The sequence below is a fragment of the Kluyvera intermedia genome (genome assembly GCF_021440345.1).
Lineage (GTDB): Bacteria > Pseudomonadota > Gammaproteobacteria > Enterobacterales > Enterobacteriaceae > Kluyvera > Kluyvera intermedia_A.
This window is the reverse complement of record NZ_JAKCNS010000044.1, coordinates 50,523-69,856: the sequence shown is the minus strand read 5'-3', so window position 1 is coordinate 69,856 and position 19,334 is coordinate 50,523. Positions and strand designations below refer to the sequence as shown.

General features: G+C 51.0%; 17 protein-coding genes and 2 pseudogenes. 7 read left to right on the top strand and 12 right to left on the bottom strand.

Features of this window, described 5'->3' with window-relative positions; genetic code table 11:
- Positions 1-162 precede the first annotated feature (162 nt).
- From LZ634_RS14280 to LZ634_RS14260, 5 genes are all read right to left on the bottom strand, one after another.
- Positions 163-1,617, bottom strand: coding sequence for a mannitol dehydrogenase family protein (locus LZ634_RS14280; protein WP_234506367.1), 1,455 nt, complete (start codon positions 1,615-1,617; stop codon positions 163-165).
- Between the two features lie 159 nt (positions 1,618-1,776).
- On the bottom strand, positions 1,777-3,318 hold the full coding sequence (locus LZ634_RS14275) for an MFS transporter (RefSeq protein ID WP_234506364.1): 1,542 nt from the start codon (positions 3,316-3,318) through the stop codon (positions 1,777-1,779).
- Between the two features lie 26 nt (positions 3,319-3,344).
- A complete protein-coding gene (gene uxaC / locus LZ634_RS14270) occupies positions 3,345-4,751 on the bottom strand; it encodes a glucuronate isomerase (protein ID WP_234506360.1) in 1,407 nt (468 codons plus the stop codon).
- Positions 4,752-4,798: 47 nt separating this feature from the next.
- Complete coding sequence (gene rspA, locus LZ634_RS14265) at positions 4,799-6,013, bottom strand: starvation-sensing protein RspA (protein WP_234506356.1); 1,215 nt, start codon at positions 6,011-6,013, stop codon at positions 4,799-4,801.
- Between the two features lie 159 nt (positions 6,014-6,172).
- Positions 6,173-6,499, bottom strand: coding sequence for a YnfA family protein (locus tag LZ634_RS14260; RefSeq protein ID WP_234506353.1), 327 nt, complete (start codon positions 6,497-6,499; stop codon positions 6,173-6,175).
- Between the two features lie 150 nt (positions 6,500-6,649).
- Between LZ634_RS14260 and LZ634_RS14255 the strand changes: the two genes are divergently transcribed.
- A complete protein-coding gene (locus LZ634_RS14255; protein WP_234506350.1) occupies positions 6,650-6,991 on the top strand; it encodes a DUF1283 family protein in 342 nt (113 codons plus the stop codon).
- Positions 6,992-7,029: 38 nt separating this feature from the next.
- Here the strand turns inward: LZ634_RS14255 and LZ634_RS14250 are convergent, their stop codons facing one another.
- Positions 7,030-7,740, bottom strand: coding sequence for a YnfC family lipoprotein (locus LZ634_RS14250; protein ID WP_234506347.1), 711 nt, complete (start codon positions 7,738-7,740; stop codon positions 7,030-7,032).
- Between the two features lie 102 nt (positions 7,741-7,842).
- Here LZ634_RS14250 and LZ634_RS14245 point away from each other — a divergent pair, with 102 nt between their 5' ends.
- On the top strand, positions 7,843-8,097 hold the full coding sequence (locus tag LZ634_RS14245) for a DUF1161 domain-containing protein (protein ID WP_234506346.1): 255 nt from the start codon (positions 7,843-7,845) through the stop codon (positions 8,095-8,097).
- Between the two features lie 32 nt (positions 8,098-8,129).
- Here LZ634_RS14245 and LZ634_RS14240 read toward each other — a convergent pair whose 3' ends face one another.
- Entirely contained in the window at positions 8,130-8,531 is a 402-nt protein-coding gene (locus LZ634_RS14240) for a dTDP-glucose pyrophosphorylase (protein WP_234506344.1), read from the bottom strand.
- Positions 8,532-8,793: 262 nt separating this feature from the next.
- Between LZ634_RS14240 and LZ634_RS14235 the strand changes: the two are divergent.
- Positions 8,794-10,215, top strand: a pseudogene (locus LZ634_RS14235) (molybdopterin-dependent oxidoreductase); the annotation flags it as partial.
- Positions 10,216-10,703: 488 nt separating this feature from the next.
- Here the strand turns inward: LZ634_RS14235 and LZ634_RS14230 are convergent.
- Both LZ634_RS14230 and LZ634_RS14225 read right to left on the bottom strand, forming a co-directional pair.
- A complete protein-coding gene (locus LZ634_RS14230) occupies positions 10,704-11,768 on the bottom strand; it encodes a hypothetical protein (protein WP_121909801.1) in 1,065 nt (354 codons plus the stop codon).
- 87 nt (positions 11,769-11,855) lie between these two features.
- The gene (locus LZ634_RS14225; protein ID WP_234506343.1) at positions 11,856-12,353 is read right to left on the bottom strand and encodes a hypothetical protein; all 498 of its coding nucleotides are present in this window, start codon (positions 12,351-12,353) and stop codon (positions 11,856-11,858) included.
- Between the two features lie 235 nt (positions 12,354-12,588).
- Between LZ634_RS14225 and LZ634_RS14220 the strand changes: the two genes are divergently transcribed.
- The gene (locus tag LZ634_RS14220) at positions 12,589-12,897 is read left to right on the top strand and encodes a hypothetical protein (RefSeq protein WP_063216582.1); all 309 of its coding nucleotides are present in this window, start codon (positions 12,589-12,591) and stop codon (positions 12,895-12,897) included.
- On the opposite strand, the gene LZ634_RS14215 is transcribed toward LZ634_RS14220, so the two are convergent.
- The 3 genes from LZ634_RS14215 to LZ634_RS14205 form a co-directional block, all read right to left on the bottom strand.
- A complete protein-coding gene (locus tag LZ634_RS14215; protein WP_074143632.1) occupies positions 12,878-13,069 on the bottom strand; it encodes a hypothetical protein in 192 nt (63 codons plus the stop codon). The genes LZ634_RS14220 and LZ634_RS14215 overlap by 20 nt on opposite strands.
- Before the next feature lie 2 nt (positions 13,070-13,071).
- Positions 13,072-13,557 (bottom strand): hypothetical protein, encoded by a 486-nt coding sequence (locus LZ634_RS14210; RefSeq protein ID WP_064513567.1) that lies wholly within the window; start codon positions 13,555-13,557, stop codon positions 13,072-13,074.
- A 1,610-nt stretch (positions 13,558-15,167) separates the two neighbouring features.
- A complete protein-coding gene (locus tag LZ634_RS14205; protein WP_063216352.1) occupies positions 15,168-16,502 on the bottom strand; it encodes a site-specific integrase in 1,335 nt (444 codons plus the stop codon).
- 300 nt (positions 16,503-16,802) lie between these two features.
- On the opposite strand from LZ634_RS14205, the pseudogene LZ634_RS14200 reads away from it, so the two are divergent.
- The 3 genes and pseudogenes from LZ634_RS14200 to LZ634_RS14190 all read left to right on the top strand — a co-directional run.
- Positions 16,803-17,837 (top strand): annotated as a pseudogene (locus LZ634_RS14200) (molybdopterin dinucleotide binding domain-containing protein); the annotation flags it as partial.
- Positions 17,838-17,847: 10 nt separating this feature from the next.
- Complete coding sequence (locus LZ634_RS14195) at positions 17,848-18,465, top strand: DMSO/selenate family reductase complex B subunit (RefSeq protein ID WP_234506340.1); 618 nt, start codon at positions 17,848-17,850, stop codon at positions 18,463-18,465.
- A 1-nt stretch (position 18,466) separates the two neighbouring features.
- Positions 18,467-19,324, top strand: coding sequence for a dimethyl sulfoxide reductase anchor subunit family protein (locus LZ634_RS14190; protein WP_234506335.1), 858 nt, complete (start codon positions 18,467-18,469; stop codon positions 19,322-19,324).
- Positions 19,325-19,334: the final 10 nt, after the last annotated feature.

The window sequence follows — 19,334 nt, the reverse complement described above, 5'->3', positions numbered from 1 at the left end:
AATACAGATCACAAAAATGTCGTAGATGAAAGAATGAACGGAAATAAGATTGCGCAGATAAAATTTGTGGGGGAAATCAGGATGTCGCAGGAAAAAACAGGTGTTCAAACGCGGAAAAGCGCCGCCATAAAATGACGGCGCCTGCCAGCATAGCTTTATTGATTAGATGTATGCTGCTACGGTCGCTTTCGCGCCTTTACTCAGAAGAGACAGATAAGCATTAATCACCTGGTCGACAAACTGACCGTTCAGCGGCAGGTCTTTACCAAAGATAGCCTCGATAGCCAACAGCGCTTTCACGCGGGACTCGCCCTCTTCGCTTTGCGCAACCGCCGCCTGAATGACTGGCAGCAGCGGGTCGCAAACTTCAATCGCGTTACCCTGCTCATCCACACCGCCAACGTAGCGCATCCAGCCGGCGACGCCTAACGCTAACAGAGTGAAGCTGCTATTGTCTGCCAGATGCCAGCGCACGGAATCGAGCATACGCTGCGGTAATTTCTGACTACCGTCCATCGCGATCTGCCAGGTGCGGTGACGCAGCGCCGGGTTGGTATAGCGCGCAATCAGCAAGTCTGCGTAGCGCGCCAGATCGACGTTCTGCACTTTCAGCGTAGGAGCCTGCTCTTTTAACATCAGATCATGCGCAGCGCGGCGATAGTTTTCATCACCCATGCAGTCGTTGATATGCTGGTAACCGGCCAGATAGCCCAGATACGCAAGGAAAGAGTGGCTGCCGTTCAGCATGCGCAGTTTCATCTCTTCAAACGGGATAACGTCGCTCACCAGCTCTGCACCTGCTTTTTCCCAAGCCGGACGCCCCGCCACAAAGTTATCTTCGATTACCCACTGACGGAACGGCTCGCAGGCCACGCCCGCAGGATCGCGCACGCCGGTCAGCTGTTCAATTTTATCCAGCGTCTCTGGGGTTACGGCCGGCACAATACGGTCAACCATGGTAGACGGGAACGTCACGTGGGACTCAATCCAGTCAGCCAGCCCAGCGTCGACGGCGCGCGCATAAGCGCATACTACGTTACGCATCACATGGCCATTTTCCGGCATGTTGTCGCATGACATCACGCTGAATGCTGGCAGCCCAGCGGCTTTACGACGCGCCAGCGCTTCAACCACGACACCCGGTGCGGATTTCGGCTGGTGCGGGTTCTGCAGGTCAGCGGCGATGAATGGATGATCGAGCATCAGTTGGCCGGTAGCCGGAGAGTGGCAATAGCCTTTTTCGGTAATGGTCAGGGAGACAATGGCGACCTGAGGTTCGCACATTTTTGCCAGCACGGTTTCCAGGCCATCAACCTGGGCGTGCAGTGCCTCTTTGACCACACCCACAACGCGAGCAGTCCAGGCATCAGCCGACATTTCTGCCACGGTGTATAAATTGTCCTGATGGTTCAGGTCGGCAATCTGCTGCTCACCGCCAATCAGGTTAACTTCGGTGTATCCCCAATCGCTGCCGTGTTCTGCGGCAAGGATATCGGCATAGACAGCCTGATGAGCGCGATGGAACGCACCAAAACCCAGGTGTACGATACGGGACACCAGCTTGCTGCGGTCGTAGGTCGGGAGAGTTGCCTTAGCGGTTAATAGCTTATTCTGCATCTTTTTGACTCACTGTAGAGAACGTTGATTGCCATACTAGATTAACGAGTTCATTTGAGGTGTTTTTGATTTGCGTTAACTTATTGGCGATTGGTATGACATGATTTTTAAGTTGTGTGACAGCATAGGCAAAACCTACCTATGCTGTCAGCGCTATCGTTAGTGCACCCGGGCTGGGCGAGACGTTTGACTCTCGGCGTTCTGCGGTTCGTTCCACAAATCGTCGTACGAGTAACCGGTCAGATCTTCGACCACGTGTCGGGCCTGTGGCGTCACGTCCTGTTTCGAACCGTGTGCTTTGAGGCGCTCGACTTCATCGACAAAAATCTTATGGGTCTGTTTATTCAGATGGAAGGTTAATGCCTGCCACAGCGCAATCACCAGCAGCCCGGCAGTACCGATAAACAGCATCATGGCGATGGTATTGACCGCGCTTTCAGGCTGAACCTGGCTGCCCTTCACGAAACCGCCCTCTTGCAACATCACGCCGACGGCGAAGGTCGCGATAGCCACCGTCGTTTTACGTGAGAAGGTCATGACTGCAGCAAACAAACCTTCGCGACGCTGACGGGTGATCATTTCATCAATATCTGGGATGAATGGGAATACGTTCCACGGCGTAAATTCCAGCACACACCGGCCAACCTGATACAGCGCCGCCAGCACCAGCAGAATGGTCACTTTGTTATCGGTTGGGAACTGGTAAACCATGAACAGGCCTCCCAGGCACAACAGCATCAGCGTATAGGCAAACACATACAAACGAGACGGACCGTATTTGATGATGGCGACACCAGCCAGCAGCGTCACCGGCAGTCCCACGATACTCATCGACAGCAGCGTTCCCGACAAAGAAGACGAGACGTTGAGGCAGTATACGCAGAAGAAAACAAAGACCGTGTTATAGACATCTTTCGCCGTAAAGGAGAACAGGTAAATCGCCAGATGCTTTCTGAAAGCCCGGACTTTGAGCGTGGAGTAGTATTCTTTGAACAAATGCCCCACAGCAACCACTTTTTCCATAAACGAGGTCGGCTGACGATGACTTTCCAGCTCAGCCTGCATTTCCGGCGTCAAGTCGCGTTCCCAGGTCACTTTCCACGAAATAAAGACGCACAGCATAAAGATGACCGAGAACACAACGCCATTAATAAAATACGCATGCGGATCGTGCTCGCCGAAATGGCTTATCAACAGACCAGGAATAAAGGTCGCCAGGAAGGTACCGGATGCCGACAGGAACATACGGCAGGTCGAGAGCTTGGTACGGGAGTTAAAATCCTTGGTCATTTCAGACGGCAAGGTTTCCCACGGAATAAGTACCATTGCCGCGATCACTTCGAAAGCCAGATACACCGCCAGGTAGAACCAGAAGCTCATGCCGGTCACCCACAGCAGCGTGTAGACCAGCATCAACGGCGCGCCTATCAGCAGGAAGAAGCGACGACGACCAAACCGTTTACCCAGCGCGTTTTTATAAAAGTGGTCAGTGAAACTGCCCATGAACAGGCTAACTATCGCATCAACAATACGCGCAATAGCGACAATTGACGCCGCTTCTACCGGAGATAAACCGACAAAGGTTGTGTAAAAGAATAAAAGCCATGCGCCAATAACGGTAAATGCGCCGCCGCCCATGATATCCGTTAAGCCATAGCCAATACTGACGGGAATTGTTATTTTTCTATTAGTACGAGACATGTTCTACCCTCATTTAAGGAAGGACGTTAGAATCTAAAATAATTAACCGCATTGTCGTGACATATATTTCTAACCATCCGCGTTAAAATCCTGTCGTTATCAGGAATTTCCCCACGGTCAACCCAACTGCCTATTAAATTACAAAGAATCCGACGGAAATAATCATGACGGGGGTAAGAAACCAAACTCCGGGAGTCGGTGAGCATGCCCACAAAGTGCATTAATAAACCCTGATCGGCTAAACTATTAAGCTGATTTTCCATCCCTCGGCGGGTATCGTTAAACCACCAGCCGGAACCAAACTGGATCGGTGATTTCACGCCATCATCGCCTGACTGGAAATTAGCAATCGTGGTGGCGACAATATCGTTATAGCTGCCGTTAAGGTTGTAAAGAATGGTCTTCGGTAACGCATCCACCTTCGCCATCGCATCGAGTAACTGATTCAAACCGGCTGCCAGGTTGCTTTGATCGGCTATCGAATCAAACCCGGTATTAATCCCAAGCTGCTGGTGCATTTTGCTGTTATTGCTGCGTATCGCGCCAAAGTGAATCTGCATTGCCCAGCCGCGCTGTTTGTACTCTTTCGCCAGCATGACAAATATCGCACTCGTCAGTTGCGCGCTCTCAAGTCCAGTTAATGCTTTACCGCCGCGTTTCTGGCTGAACAGCGCGTTAACGTGTTGCTCGTCTGCCGCCTGATATTCAATAGTGACCGGGCCGTGATCGGAGATACGGCATCCCGATTCATGGAACCAGTCAATACGCTGTGCCAGCGCTGCGGAAAAATCAGCAAAAGTACGAATGTCATGGCCAGTCAGCGCCGCCAGCTTCTCAACAAAGCGCGCAAACACGTTTGCATCAGGCTCAAAAACATCATCCGGACGGAACGTTGGCAGCACCCGCGTTTTAAAGGTTGAATCCTGTTGCAACAGACGATGATATTCCAGCGAATCCAGCGGTGCGTCGGTTGTACAGATAACTTCGACGTTAGAACGCGCAATCAGACTACGCGGCTTAAAATCTTCTCCAGCTATCTGTTGATTACAGTGCTGCATTATTTCCTGCCAGTTTTCACTGCTTAGCATTTCATTACAGGAGAAATATTTATTTAATTCTAAATGCGTCCAGTGATAGAGCGGATTGCCAAATGAGGCTTCCACCGTTTCCGCCCACGCTTTGAATTTTTCTTCCGCCGTTGCATCACCGGTAATATAGCGTTCGGCGATACCATTAGCGCGCATTGCGCGCCATTTATAATGGTCACCTGCTAACCACAGCTGTGTGATATTTTCGAGACTTTTATTTTCGTATATTTCTTTTGCATCAAGGTGACAGTGATAGTCGATGATCGGTAATTGTGCAGCAATGTCTTTATATAACCGAACACCGACTTCACTCTCGATCATGAAACGATCGTTAATGAAGTCCATGTTTATTCTCTTTGGCAATATTGAAGTAAATTAAAAGACTGAATGATTTACCAATTCCACAGCGTGCCGTCTTCCAGACGTGCGACCGGTAAATAGGCCGGGTCGTACGGGTATTTAGCCGCCAGCTTTTCGTCAAACTCGATGCCTAAGCCCGGTTTATCGCCTGGGTGCATATAGCCGTTATCGAAGGTCCAGCTGTGTGGGAAGACTTCCAGCATCTGCTCGGAATAACCCATGTATTCCTGAACGCCGAAGTTAGGTACCCACAGGTCAAAATGCAGCGCCGCCGCCATGCAAACCGGCGAAAGATCTGACGGGCCGTGTGAACCGGTACGAACCTGGTAGAGCGAGGCAAAATCGGCGATTCTGCGCATTCCGGTGATGCCACCCGCATGGGTCATGGTGGTGCGGATATAGTCAATCAGCTGCTCTTCAATCAGCTGTTTGCAATCCCAGATGCTATTGAATACCTCACCCACCGCAATCGGCGTGACGGTATGCTGACGAATCAGACGGAAACACTCCTGGTTCTCTGCAGGCGTTGGGTCTTCCATCCAGAACAGACGATATTGCTCGATACTTTTACCAAAACGCGCCGCTTCAATCGGCGTTAAACGGTGGTGCATGTCGTGCAGCAGATGTTCGTTGAAACCAAACCGGTTACGTACCGCCTCGAACAGTTTTGGCGTGAAATCGAGATATTTTTCCGTGGACCACAGCTGCTCTTCCGGCCACTGACCTTTGGTCGCCGGTTCATATGCCAGGCCTTTACCTTTAGACATACCATAGGTGGTTTTCATGCCCGGCACGCCGCACTGAACGCGAATCGCTTTAAAGCCCATCTCCTGATGGCGCGCGTAATCTTCCAGCACTTCATCAATGGTGCGCCCGGTGGTGTGGCAGTAAACCATCACGCCTTCACGGGAGGCCCCGCCCAGCAACTGGTACAGCGGCATATTGGCGGCTTTGGCTTTGATATCCCATAGCGCCATATCAATGGCCGAGATCGCCGACATCGTTACCGGGCCGCGACGCCAGTAGGCACCTTTGTAGAAAAACTGCCAGATATCTTCAATGCGGTGCGCATCACGCCCCACCAGCTGCGGGCACAGATGATCCTTCAGGTAGGAAGCAACTGGCAGCTCGCGGCCGTTTAACGTGGCATCGCCGTAGCCAACCAACCCGCTATCGGTAGTAATTTTCAGCGTGACAAAGTTACGGCCAGGACAGGTTACAAAAACCTCAGCACCCACAATTTTCATCTTCAATCCTTACATCTCATCGGTTAGTGGGCAAAACTTACGCTTTGAACTACTACCATACAAGTATGAAGATCGAAAAATCCCGTAAAGGATCACAAAAAAAGGGGATTAAAAACGGGCAAAGGAATTTGAGTTCACACCTTAATACGGGTGACGGATTTAACTCCGCCCCCATCCGGCGACAATAATCAGCATACCGCACAGCGCGACAGCCGCGCCCAGCCAATCATAGGCGGTCAGTTTTTCGCCCTCAACCACCCGCAGCCATAACAACGCGGTAAAGATATAGACACCGCCATAAGCAGCATAAACCCGCCCGCTGGCCGCGGGATGCAGAGTCAATAACCAGACGAACATCGCGAGCGCCAGCCCGGCGGGCAGCAATAACAGAGGCGTTGCACCCCGCTTCAACCACAGCCAGGGTAAATAACAGCCAATGATTTCACACAGCGCGGTGGCGAAAAACAGCAGAGAGGTCTTTAACATTATGCTTTATCAAGAATCGACGGATTGCACCATCATACGCAAGAACTCACGCGATTCGACCACGTTTTTTTCGCAGGTATGCCAGCCGCAAGAGATGTAGTAAACTGGTTTAAAGAGTTATCGTATTCACTATCTCGAAGGAACACGCAAATGAAAATTACACTTGGCAAACGCCTGTGCCTGACGGCTATGCTCGCGCTGGGAGCCATCGTGTACACCGCATCTGCCTCTGCTGAAACCAACAAGCTGGTTATTGAATCTGGCGATAGCGCCCAGAGCCGCCAGAATGCAGCGATGGACAAAGAGCAGTGGAACGACACTCGCCAGCTGCGCCAGAAGGTCAACAAACGTGCGGAAAAAGAGTGGGATAAAACCGACGTCGCTTTTGATGCTCGCGATAAATGCCAGCAGAGCGCGAACGTCAATGCCTACTGGGAGTCGAACACCATGCGTTGCCTCGATCGCTCAACCGGTCGCTCAATCAATCCATAGTGTTAAAAGGGCGCCATCGGCGCCCTTCTCATTTCTGCTCAATAATACTCAATGGTATTCTTAATCGTGTAATGCTGGATAACCGGCGGCTTCGCGCTTTCATCGACAATCTTTAAAGAACAGCTCACCGGGTTATCGTGCCTATCGTATTCGCAGTTCTGAGTGACATTGCCAATAGGCTGCTTATTCAACAGGCTGACGGCGGTATAATCGAGCTTCTTACGGCCATCCTGCGAAGGCGTGGACACCACTGAAAGCGTCTCATCTTTCGCCGTTGCGGTTTTACCCAGCGGATAGCCTTCGCCGTCATAGCGGTAATCCACTTCACGCTCTTTACTGAGAGCCTTGACCACAAAGCCATTGTCATCGGTTTCCCAGGCCACTCCCGCCGAAGGGAATTCAGCTAGCTGACATTTTCCCTGTAGACGCACCCGCTTCTCATGCGTCACGCCATCAAGATAATAGTTAGCATCCAGCACCAGCAGTGCGCCGCTATCCTCTTCAATATTATGAAATTCCAGCAAATCAAAGCAGCCTTCGCGAGAGATTTGCGCACTGACCCGTTTTGCCACTTCGCCCTTTTCATTTAGCAATGTCTGGCTGAAATCTTTCACCGGGCCACGGAGTGGGTCGAAATCAAACTCATTTGAAAAACTGGCCATTTCCGGAGTAAAGGCCGCTGGAGCGTCATTAGTATCACAGCCGCTGAGTACCGCCATCGCTGACGCCAATAAAATAAGTTTCTTCACACCGCAGTCCTGTTTCGGGATTTTCTCAATGATATTAGGAAATACAATAATTTACACTACCACTGCTATACTTTTCCCAAGCCAACTGCAAAGGAGTCGATCATGAAATCTTCACGCTGGTTATTGGCACTACTGTTAGCCGGGGCCTTACCCGCGCTGGCCGCCGTCCCGGATTCGTGCGAGCGCGTCAGGAGCGACATTCAGCAAAAAATCATCGGCAACGGCGTAGCGGAAAGCGCTTTTACCCTTGATATTGTTCCAAACGATCAGGCTGACCAACCGGGCGCGCAGGTGGTTGGGCACTGCGCCAACGACACCTTTAAAATCCTTTACTCCCGCACCGACAGCGCCCAGTAGCGCGACGCCGCCTCTGCGGAGGCGGTGCCGTCTTAGGCTTCCTGAGCTACCGTAAACGCCAGCGCAATCCCTATCAACACCCCATCCTTTAACGAACGGTCGTCCGACAAGGCGTCAAGATTGCCCTGAAAGCGCAGCTGCTGTGACGTGGTATTAATGGTCAATTTGCCATGCAGGCAAGGAAGCGTCTGAGAACCTATCGGATACACCACCCGCCCTGAGACCAGCACAGGGATCTTGCGCAGCTCAGCTGATTGCGACACGCCGACGCTAGAATAGAGTACCGCCAGCGGCGTAATAGCAAGGACATGGCCGTGGGTGACGCTAATGAAATCGAGCAAAATTTCGGGGCGTAAGAAATTTACCCCTTTATAGGGAACCGTGACCGTATCGATCGCGGGCATCGGGATGACGTGCGAAGCAATATCCTGCATGAGTTTCTTCCTGTAGGGGTACAGCCAATGTTCACCATTGAGAGCAAAACATTAACCGAAAAAATTATCTTTTATTGTTGTAAAACAATTATGCACAGCAGTTTAGAACCTGGCAAACACCCGACAAAAAAATACCTGCGGTAGTGGTATTGCTCTTTGACCAGGAATAATACTTGTATACCACTTACCAGGTATTATCCGTCCATTATTAGTCAGATTTTAATTTCGATCAGAAATCATTAATACAATAATGGAGTGAGTGATGTCTAAGCAGGAAAAGCATGGAGGGCTGAGTCGGCGCAGCCTGATTAAATCATCGGCCATCGGTTCTTTAGCATTGGCTGCGGGCGGGTTTTCGCTGCCCTTCTCTTTACGCGCCACCGCGGCCGCCGTCCAGCAGGCCAGTCGCGCTGACGATAAAGTCGTGTGGGGCGCGTGCTCCGTTAACTGCGGCAGCCGCTGTGCTCTTCGCTTACACGTAAGAGATGATGAAGTTTATTGGGTTGAAACCGATAATACCGGACATGACATTTATGGCGATCACCAGGTGCGCGCCTGCCTGCGTGGGCGTTCTATTCGCCGCCGAATAAACCATCCTGATCGCCTGAACTATCCTATGAAACGCGTCGGCAAACGTGGTGAAGGCAAGTTTGAGCGTATCAGTTGGCAAGAAGCGCTCGATACGATTGCCAGCAACCTGCAGCGCGTGGTGAAAGATTACGGTAACGAATCGGTTTATATCAACTATTCCTCCGGTATCGTCGGCGGTAATATTACCCGCTCCTCACCTTCCGGTTCGGCGGTGATGCGTCTGATGAACTGCTACGGTGGTTCACTCAACCAGTACGGCACCTACAGCACCGCGCAGATAGCCTGCGCCATGCCTTATACTTACGGCACCAACGATGGCAACAGCACCTCCGATATCGAAAATAGCAAACTGGTGGTGATGTTTGGTAATAACCCGGCGGAAACGCGTATGAGCGGCGGCGGGATCACCTATTACCTTGAACAGGCTCGCGAACGCTCAAATGCGCGCATGATCGTTATCGATCCGCGCTATACCGACACCGCCGCCGGGCGTGAGGATGAGTGGATCCCAATTCGTCCCGGTACCGACGCGGCGCTGGTGGCGGGTATTGCCTGGGTGCTGATTGACGAAAACCTCGTCGACCAGCCGTTCCTTGATAAATATTGCGTGGGCTATGATGAAACCACGCTGCCAGAAGGCGCACCGGCTAACGGTCACTACAAGGCCTATATTCAGGGCCAGGGTGATGACGGGATAGCAAAAACGCCGCAATGGGCATCACAGGTCACGGGTATCCCGGTCGATAGGATTATCAAGCTGGCGCGAGAAATAGGCAGCGCTAAACCCGCTTATATTTGCCAGGGTTGGGGCCCGCAGCGCCAGGCCAACGGTGAACTGGCCGCTCGTGCCATCGCAATGTTGCCCATTCTTACCGGTAATGTCGGCATCAATGGCGGCAATAGCGGTGCCCGTGAGTCCACCTATACCATCACCATCGAACGCTTCCCGGTGCTGACTAACCCGGTAAAAACCGCCATCTCCTGCTTTACCTGGACCGACGCCATTGACCACGGTGCTGAAATGACCGCCACCCGTGACGGCGTGCGCGGCAAGGATAAGCTTGATGTGCCGATTAAATTCTTCTGGAACTACAAGGACTTGAAGCTGCCAGCCTTCAGTCATCATTAGGCCTCAGGTCTGGCGTTGAGTCAATACTTTATGTGTCAGCCTTGTGTCTCTGTGGTCGGGACATTGGGTTAGTAGCTCGTCTACTCACTACGGTGTAGACTGTGTGTTTATACAGGTCTTATGTCTGACTATAGGTCGGGGCTATGGGGGACTTTTTGCTTCCTCTTTATATTGGATGGTCAGACGAATTTTTCTGGTGTAAACACTTTAAGTCGCCCACCTACAGTCCCAGAAGCCCACCTACAGTCCCAGACAGTGTGTCGAATACACTTATACTGAGTCGACCAGATAGTACCATGTAGAGACCTACAGAGAGGTACACAAGTTTATAGACCAGAGTCAGGAGAGACTTTAGGTCTGTGGAAGTCGTAGACACTCAGCCCTCCTTACGATTGATATGTTATAACGTAACAATAAATAAAGTCCAGACCCGAAGGCCCAGACTCAAAGTCTTACTTAGTGAATGTAATGTTAGTGACTACAGGCAGTACAGCAGCATCCTTGCGGATACCATCTTTAATCTCAGTGGTCGCCTCATTCAGGATGTACAGCTTACCAATGACTTCCAGTACGAAAGCTTGGCGGTCGGTATCTCGTGTCAAGATTGTAGTGAACCACTCACCGTCGACTTTAGGTGGAGCGAAGCTCAGACCCGTAAATGCTTTAGGCATCAGGAAGACACCTTTGTCTTCACCGTTGTAGGAACAGAAGTCAGTGCCTAGCATCTCTTCGATACCGTCCTCACCACCAAAGCCTGAGCGGCGAGCAACAGACGCCAGAGCCTTCACTAAGTCTTCATGAATAACCAAGCCATAGTCGTCTACATTAGCACCCAGCGCCGAGTCTGTAGCCTCAGTGATAGCATCAAGAATGTCTTGACCTTTATCAAACAACTTACCTGCCAGCTTACCGCCATCAACCTTACGCACCAGCTTGGAGTCTGCCAGTTGAGAAGCGACCTTAGCGTTGATGTCTTTTAGGATGTTATCGACGATGTTATTCATATCACCAACCAGAGTCGCATGGGTGAAACCGGACTCGACCTTGAAGTCATACAGCGGGATGCTATAGGACAGCAGGATAGCCTTGTTTGCTGGCTCCACAAAGATTTCACTACCAGCCATAGCTACAGCTTTCTTAGGCTTAGACCAGTCGCCATTGGTCGCCACCACAGCACCTCGGTCGTTGAACAAGTGGCGAACAATAGGGGTTGGTACGTCAGTACGGTTAGGCAGGAACTCAACAGGGAACACAGAGTTCACAGACTCAACGTCTGACTTGATGCCATTCAGGCCAATACGCAGGCTGGACTCAAGGGTCTTAGCATAAACAGCAGGGGACTTAGCGGCCTCAATGCTATTGAACTCGGGGCTGTCAGACGCCCAAGCGAAGCTACTAACCTCTTCACGGAAGGTCATAGACTCAGAGTGAACAATCTTGTCGTTAGGTGCTCGGAACTGTTCACCTACAGGCTTGTTTAAGTCAGTGGCAGCGTTAATTTGAATATTCTTAGACATAGTGGTGTATCTCCTATTCTCAATAGTTCGGATAGACCTCGACCACCATTGGTCAAGGCCTGAAGTTTGTTGTGTGTTCGAGGACTACTAGTCAGCCAGCAGGTTGATGTCTCCAATGCCTTCCAGCATCTGTGCCGCACGGGATTTACCCAGAGTCGACCCTGCACTTCGGACAAGCTCGGACTGTTCACGTAAACGTTTCTTACGTGCTTCGGCTTCCAGTTGCTCACGCTCTACTTGTTCCTTGCTCTTATTCAACTCAGCGAAGCGGATAGCTTGTTGTTCAGCCTGACGAATGGCCTCACGTGCTTCAGCTTGTCGACGGTAGGTCATATCACGGTGAGCCTCAGCAGCCACAGGAAGGAAGTTTGATACCTTAATACCAGCAACGACCAGTGGCTCTACAGCATTGAACGTGTTGTCAGACTGGATGGTCTTTGAATCAAACGTTGAGAAATAGGCAGGAAGTAGGAACTTCAAGGCAAACCCTAAGTCATGCTCCTGTCCGTCAATCTTGATGGTGTTGGACTTGGTGTCTACATCAGATACAGCGATACGCCACGTTAAAGTATTCTTGGTAGTCATAGTGTTTAAATCTCCTTATGAGAGGTGAGAACTATCGGTCTGCTACAGGCGTGTTTAGGCCTACGGCGTCTCCCCGCATCGGTCATCTCAGAGGTTTTAAATAGGTGTTTGAATCGAATAGTTTGATCGCTAATGACGATCAATACGGAATTTACGATTGGGATAAACGATCAATATGTATATGGATATTTGTTAAGCTACGACCATCTTTCACCAAGACACTCAGGAATGATTTATGCCCAAATTAGCTATTAGCTTATTGCTTTACTTGGCCTGCTTTTATGCAGTTGGATACGGCGCTGGATATATAACAGGTGGAATAACTTGGCACACACTGTATATGCTTGAACGTATAATCACCGTAGCCCTACTTGCATTCATTCCAGTGTTTATCTTTGCGGTTTTAATAAAGGCATCCAAAGAACAGAGAATAATAAAATCACTTTCTGTCGCAGCAATTAATATCATCCCTTCGGCTATCGCATTACTTGTGGGGTTTACTGACGCAGTGACCAGAGAATTTCTTACTTACTTTCTCGGTTAACTGACATAGTGCGAATGACCAACTGTTCTATTAGCTCATTGCGAGAATAAAATGGTCGGTTATTCGTAGCCGCTTTGTCTACTCCAAGCATCGACAACAAAATAGAAGTGGGAAGACCACGGTAACGCAGGGTCAAACGGCCTTCTGGAGTGCGCGGGTCAATCATAGCCATTGTTAAAGTCTCCACTCACAGCGACCGACCCGTAGCTCCTCAAACTCCTCTTTCGAGACGAGTTGTCCAGCCCTGTAGTGCGATACAGTGTGCTTCTTAATGAATGACTTAGAGTCCGGCGAGATATCATCCGAAGATGCTACAGCGGCCTGTACGGTGGCACTGGATGTCATAGACACGAAGGCATCCGCTACAGCTATTCCATACTCAAAGTCCAGCCACTCGCCAAACTTGACAGCGGACGTGGGGTCAGCAAGCCATGACGTACCGAGGCGCCCCATATCGACTTTCTTTATGCGACCACTTTTCGGTCCCATAAGATAGCGCCCGACGTTGGTACGAGCAAAGCGTCTGACTTCTGTACTATTGCCATCTGCAACTGTGCCAATCTGAATGCCGACCCGTCGTATCTCATCCAGTCGAAACAATCCGTCCTGACTGGTGAGGTCCTGACCGAAGATATGGATGGTGTATTCTTGTTGAGACATTTACGTGTACTCCTTTTGTTTGCACCCTGAAGTCGCACCCTACTGACCTACTCAAGCCCCCACGTAAAGGGAGACCAGCAGGCAACAGGACACAAACAGAATGACTTGAGGTAGCGAGTAGCACGAGCTACTAGCGGTAATTGATATGGTCTGCGATGACCAGTAATGATTAGTATTTGCCCTAATGACCGCATTTTTTGCGGGCATCCAGCATATTGGAATGTTGCAAACTTGGGGCCAGTAACATAAGACTGGTTGCCTTTCCCTTGAGTGGAGATTTCCATGCAAGAGCGTAGGGCTTAGCGTCTTTAGTCCTCCACATAGAGGACAGACCAAAGTTGAGCCTTCAGGTCAGGACACTAGGCTGATAACTCTAAGCCCATCGTACTGCTGGTATTCTACAGTCTGCGGTACGCACTTCGAGACAGACCAGAGATACAACGTGATTAAATCCTAGTGTCCTTACCTGAAGGTGATATAAATGGGAAGAGACTCAGAGAAACGATGCTGAGGCGTCTCTAAGGTCTCTACCACATTGGTTGTAACTTTAAGGATGGAGGGCGACGCGACCATTGATACAATGCGAGCCGAGCTACATAGACTGTAGGTCGGACAAGAAGCAAAGTTATTTATGGTGTGTGTCTCTCCCTATAGTGTACCTTCCTTAAATCAAGGTGGTCTCTATAGTGTGGTTAATTGCAGGCTAACTATAACGTAGGCAAACTACATAGCTCAGGAGACTTAAAGTCCCTCCTCCTATAGTGTGGGTTTCATTAAAGTGTTGACATCTTCAGTTGACTATGAACCACAGTATGACTTGAGGGTAGACCTTAGGCCTGTACTTCAGGTTAGGCCAGAGTGGAGGCCATAGCCCTGTAGGCTCGGACTCTAAGTCTGTGAGGGATTGGTATCCACATCCCATCAAGGCCTTGGGAGACATCCGGTCTAGGACAGGAAGCTATGACTTAAGCAATGAGTGATAACAATCACCATCTCACGGGTCTTTAAGTCCCACAGGCTGGTAAGACTCAAAGTACAAACTCTAAGCATAGCCAATTGGTCAACTACTTTGAGTTTCCGCCCGTCTAGGATGCCACAATAATGCTGTGGTCTTCTGCCCTTCACTATCTCGCACCGTTATTTATCACTAAAGAGCCAACTTAAAGTCGGATGTGATAACAGTTCCCCGCCCGTCAAAGAGGAGAGATAGCTACGTTAATATAATATGTTTAAGGCTATAGCTGGACTACTTAAAGTCATGAGGTCGTATCGCAAGAGGTTTCCAATCGCCTTGCAGTGCCTGAGCTATGGTCTAAACGCCAATAGATGGGATGACTTTGTGTCTCTCCCTATAGTGTACCTTCCTTAAATCAAGGTGGTCTCTACAGTGTGGGTCTCATTAAAGTGTTGACATCTTCAGTTGACTATGTCAACCCCAAGGCCGGACTATGAAGGTGGATAGAAACGTTAAGTCTCCCTACCCCCCCCTATAGCGTGGGTTTCATTAAAGTGTTGATTCATCCATAAGCCACATATTAGGTCTGACTTTCTGTCTCCCATCAATTGGGAGGCACTCTTGTATATCACTGACTTTAATAGCTTTTTAATGCCTACAGTAGCGCTGTCCGTAGACCAGCAGCTAACCGACCTACTGCATGTCCTTTCCCGTACAGGTCATACGTAATTGACTGGGAGCTATGGCCTAAGATGCCCTGAGCGTCAACCAGATTGACCCCACGCTCTTTCATGCGGGTCGCCAGCCAATGCCTCAGACTATGAAGTGAGACGTTATCAGCGTCTGGCAGGGCCTCAGTCAGGACCCTTGAGTTAAACCAGCTAGAGTAGGCGCTCGGTGTCATCCCGAAGAGAGGACCATCATCAGGCTGAGTGTCTACCCACTGCTGGAAAGACTCAAGGTCGAACCCATAGGCACCACTGGTCAGCGGTACAAGTCGGACTGAATGCTTGTTCTTTACGGACTTCCCGTCCCCATCTTCATTAATGTCGATACAAACCATATCGTCGATAGTAACAATGTCACGTTTAGTCAGGTGGCAGACCTCAGCAGACCGAGCGCCCGTGACCACAGAGACCAAAGTCGCCCATCTGCGAGCCTCAGAGGTCGTGTGAGCGGTGTGTCGTGTGAACTGATACTCAGCCTCTACCCGGACAAGAAGTCTCTCCAGCTCCTCGTCAGTGAATGCTCTACGCTTCGAGTCGACATCCTTGGTCAGCTTCATGCGCTCAATCGGATTGCGGCCCTCAAGTTGCCCATTCATCAGACCATAATCAAGACACATCTTCGCCTTGGTCAGCAGCTTGTTAATCGTCGATGGTCTCACCTCAGCAGACAGCATAGCGTCCCTCACTGCCAGCCACTCAGAGCGGGACATCAGGTCCATGCCAGAAGTAAGGAACCGGGAGACGGTATTCAGTGAGGACGACAGGTCCTTGTAGCTGGATGACTTCAAGGTCTGGACCTTCTCAGCCAGCAGTGAGGACACAAGCTCAGAAAAACTACAGATAGCGACCTCAGGTTGGCGCTCCTGCGTGAATACTTCTGGGCTGCCCCCCTGCTCGTTACTCAGAATTGCCGTAGAGTCACCTATAGTTGAGTAACCTGTATGGTTATTCATCACAATATCAATCAGACCGGAGGTATCCCCAGTGTCTACGCGCTGCTGCGCTGCGGTCAGGACTTCCAGCGCCAACCTTATGCCCTTCTGCTGGTCAACACTCAGCGCCTGCGTTGCGGCTAGCTCCCTCAGGTTCGACTTCTCGTCGACCAGAGTAGCAACATCTACCCCATTCCAATAATCATCACTAGCGTCTGTCAGGAACTGCTCAGCCATAGACCTCAGGTGGGCTGTGAGAGCCCGTAGTGAGACTTCCGGCTTATCCAACATGAATGCTTTAGCTGTAGCGGCTAACTCTTTCTGACGCATGACGGCGACTCTCCTGTCTGTATTGCGGGTCGATACTGAAAGAAATGGCTTGGTGTCCCCTTTAAGCCGTAGACGGATAGTATACCGACCGTTAGCTCTGCGGACTATCTGAGGCACTGCAAGGTCCTTGATTTGTGTCAGCCTTGTGTCAGGACTTGGGGTGTAACCTTGCCCATACAGATAGGGAGACCCTAGCAAACAACTGGATGGATATACAGTATTATCATGATTAATGTCAGTCATATCAAGACCTTAAGTAGCGTTAAGTCAACTACTTCAAGTCCGTCCATCCGTCTGACAATGGAGTTCTTCTGGAACTACGCCGGCAACACCATCATCAACCAGCACTCTGACATCAACAAAACCCATGAGATTTTGCAGGATGAGAGCAAATGCGAAATGATCGTGGTGATTGAAAACTTCATGACCGCGTCGGCGAAATACGCCGATATCCTGTTGCCTGACCTGATGACCGTCGAGCAGGAAGATATCATCCCGAACGACTACGCCGGGAACATGGGCTATTTGATCTTTATCCAGCCAGTAACCAGCGCGAAGTTCGAACGAAAACCGATTTACTGGATCTTAAGCGAAGTTGCCAAACGTCTGGGGGATGATGTTCATCAGAAGTTTACCGAAGGCCGCACCCAGGAGCAGTGGCTCCAGTACCTCTACGCCAAAATGCGCGCTAAAGATGCGGATCTACCAAGCTATGACGATCTCAAGAAAATGGGTATCTATAAGCGCAAAGATCCGAACGGTCACTTCGTGGCCTATAAAGATTTCCGCAACGATCCCGAGGCCAATCCATTAAAAACTCCGTCTGGCAAAATTGAAATTTATTCTGCCCGGCTCGCAGACATTGCCGCCAAATGGCAGCTTGAGAAAGATGAAACCATCAGTCCTCTGCCGGTTTACGCCTCGACTTTCGAAGGTTGGGACGATCCGCTGCGCGATAAATTCCCGCTGCAACTGTTCGGCTTCCACTATAAAGCACGCACCCACTCCAGCTACGGTAACGTTGATGTACTACAGGCGGCCTGCCGTCAGGAAGTGTGGCTGAATCCAATAGATGCGAAGAAGCGCGGGATTGAGAACGGCGATATGGTCCGAGTGTTCAACGGTCGTGGTGAAGTGCGCATTGCCGCGAAGGTAACGCCGCGCATTATGCCGGGCGTCTCCGCCATGGGCCAGGGGGCGTGGCACGATGCACAGATGGATGGTGACAGAATTGACCACGGTTCATGTATCAACACGCTGACCACCCACCGCCCGTCACCGCTGGCTAAGGGCAACCCGCAGCACACTAACCTGGTTCAGATTGCGAAGGTATAAGGACTAACCCATGAGTACGCAATACGGATTTTTCATCGACTCCGCCCGCTGCACCGGTTGTAAAACCTGTGAGCTGGCCTGTAAAGATTACAAGAACTTAACTCCGGACGTCAGCTTCCGCCGCATCTACGAGTACGCGGGCGGCGACTGGCAAGAAGACAACGGCGTCTGGAACCAGAACGTCTTTGCCTACTACCTGTCGATTGCCTGCAACCACTGCGAAGACCCGGCCTGTACCAAGGTCTGCCCGAGCGGCGCGATGCACAAGCGCGAAGACGGTTTCGTGGTGGTGGACGAAGATGTCTGCATCGGCTGTCGCTACTGCCACATGGCCTGCCCGTACGGCGCACCGCAATACAACGCGGCGAAAGGTCACATGACCAAGTGCGACGGCTGCCACGAGCGCGTAGCCGACGGCAAGAAACCGATCTGCGTCGAATCCTGCCCGCTGCGCGCGCTGGACTTTGGCCCGATTGAAGAGCTGCGTCAGAAATACGGCCAGTTGGCCGCGGTGGCACCGCTGCCGTCCGCGCACTTCACCAAACCGAGTATCGTGATTAAACCCAACGCCAACGCACGTCCGTGCGGTGACACAACCGGCTATCTGGCCAACCCGAAGGAGGTGTGAGATGGGAAGTGGATGGCATGAATGGCCGCTGGTTCTGTTTACGGTACTGGGGCAGTGCGTCGTGGGTGCGACAATTATCACCGGAATGGGTTGGCTGGCGGCACGTAATGAACGGGCCGATGAGCGACGGATTGTCCTTAATATGTTCTTCCTGTGGGTCATCATGGGGATTGCCTTTTTTGCCTCGGTACTGCACCTTGGCTCCCCTTTACGCGCCTTCAACTCACTGAATCGCATTGGTTCATCGGCGCTGAGTAATGAAATCGCCAGTGGCTCGGTATTCTTTGCGGTAGGCGGGTTCTGGTGGCTGCTTTCGGTTATCGGTAAAATGCCAGCCACGCTCGGACGGATCTGGTTAGTCATCAGCATGGTGCTGGGTCTGATCTTTGTCTGGGCGATGACGCGTGTTTATCAGATAGACACGGTGCCAACCTGGTATAATGGATACACCACGGCGTCGTTCTTCTTAACCGTGGTCCTCACCGGGCCGCTGTTCGCTGCCCTGCTGCTGAAGCTGGCGAAGGTGCCGTTTAACGGTAAATTCTTTGCCTCACTCAGCGTGCTGGCTTTACTGGCAAGCCTTGCGGTGGTGGTGATGCAGACATCTGAACTCGGCTTTATTCACAGTTCGGTACAGCAAGCCAACGCGCTGCTGCCCGACTGGGGCCGCCTGCAGGTATGGCGCTTTGTACTGCTGCTCGCAGGTTTAGGCTGCTGGCTTTGCCCACTTCTGCGTCGCGTTCCGTCGCACGCTATCGGCTTAGCCATAGGTTTGCTGCTGGTGCTAGCAGGGGAATTTATCGGCCGTGGGCTGTTTTACGGCCTGCACATGACCGTCGGTATGGCGATTGCCGGGTAATTTATCGGTG

What these genes read in the sequence shown, in the direction of transcription:
- LZ634_RS14280 (WP_234506367.1), bottom strand. Translation starts at nt 1,617, where the DNA reads ATGCAGAATAAGCTATTAACCGCTAAGGCAACTCTCCCGACCTACGAC.
- LZ634_RS14275 (WP_234506364.1), bottom strand. Translation starts at nt 3,318, where the DNA reads ATGTCTCGTACTAATAGAAAAATAACAATTCCCGTCAGTATTGGCTAT.
- uxaC (WP_234506360.1), bottom strand. Translation starts at nt 4,751, where the DNA reads ATGGACTTCATTAACGATCGTTTCATGATCGAGAGTGAAGTCGGTGTT.
- rspA (WP_234506356.1), bottom strand. Translation starts at nt 6,013, where the DNA reads ATGAAAATTGTGGGTGCTGAGGTTTTTGTAACCTGTCCTGGCCGTAAC.
- LZ634_RS14260 (WP_234506353.1), bottom strand. Translation starts at nt 6,499, where the DNA reads ATGTTAAAGACCTCTCTGCTGTTTTTCGCCACCGCGCTGTGTGAAATC.
- LZ634_RS14255 (WP_234506350.1), top strand. Translation starts at nt 6,650, where the DNA reads ATGAAAATTACACTTGGCAAACGCCTGTGCCTGACGGCTATGCTCGCG.
- LZ634_RS14245 (WP_234506346.1), top strand. Translation starts at nt 7,843, where the DNA reads ATGAAATCTTCACGCTGGTTATTGGCACTACTGTTAGCCGGGGCCTTA.
- LZ634_RS14240 (WP_234506344.1), bottom strand. Translation starts at nt 8,531, where the DNA reads ATGCAGGATATTGCTTCGCACGTCATCCCGATGCCCGCGATCGATACG.
- LZ634_RS14230 (WP_121909801.1), bottom strand. Translation starts at nt 11,768, where the DNA reads ATGTCTAAGAATATTCAAATTAACGCTGCCACTGACTTAAACAAGCCT.
- LZ634_RS14225 (WP_234506343.1), bottom strand. Translation starts at nt 12,353, where the DNA reads ATGACTACCAAGAATACTTTAACGTGGCGTATCGCTGTATCTGATGTA.
- LZ634_RS14220 (WP_063216582.1), top strand. Translation starts at nt 12,589, where the DNA reads ATGCCCAAATTAGCTATTAGCTTATTGCTTTACTTGGCCTGCTTTTAT.
- LZ634_RS14215 (WP_074143632.1), bottom strand. Translation starts at nt 13,069, where the DNA reads ATGGCTATGATTGACCCGCGCACTCCAGAAGGCCGTTTGACCCTGCGT.
- LZ634_RS14210 (WP_064513567.1), bottom strand. Translation starts at nt 13,557, where the DNA reads ATGTCTCAACAAGAATACACCATCCATATCTTCGGTCAGGACCTCACC.
- LZ634_RS14205 (WP_063216352.1), bottom strand. Translation starts at nt 16,502, where the DNA reads ATGCGTCAGAAAGAGTTAGCCGCTACAGCTAAAGCATTCATGTTGGAT.
- LZ634_RS14195 (WP_234506340.1), top strand. Translation starts at nt 17,848, where the DNA reads ATGAGTACGCAATACGGATTTTTCATCGACTCCGCCCGCTGCACCGGT.
- LZ634_RS14190 (WP_234506335.1), top strand. Translation starts at nt 18,467, where the DNA reads ATGGGAAGTGGATGGCATGAATGGCCGCTGGTTCTGTTTACGGTACTG.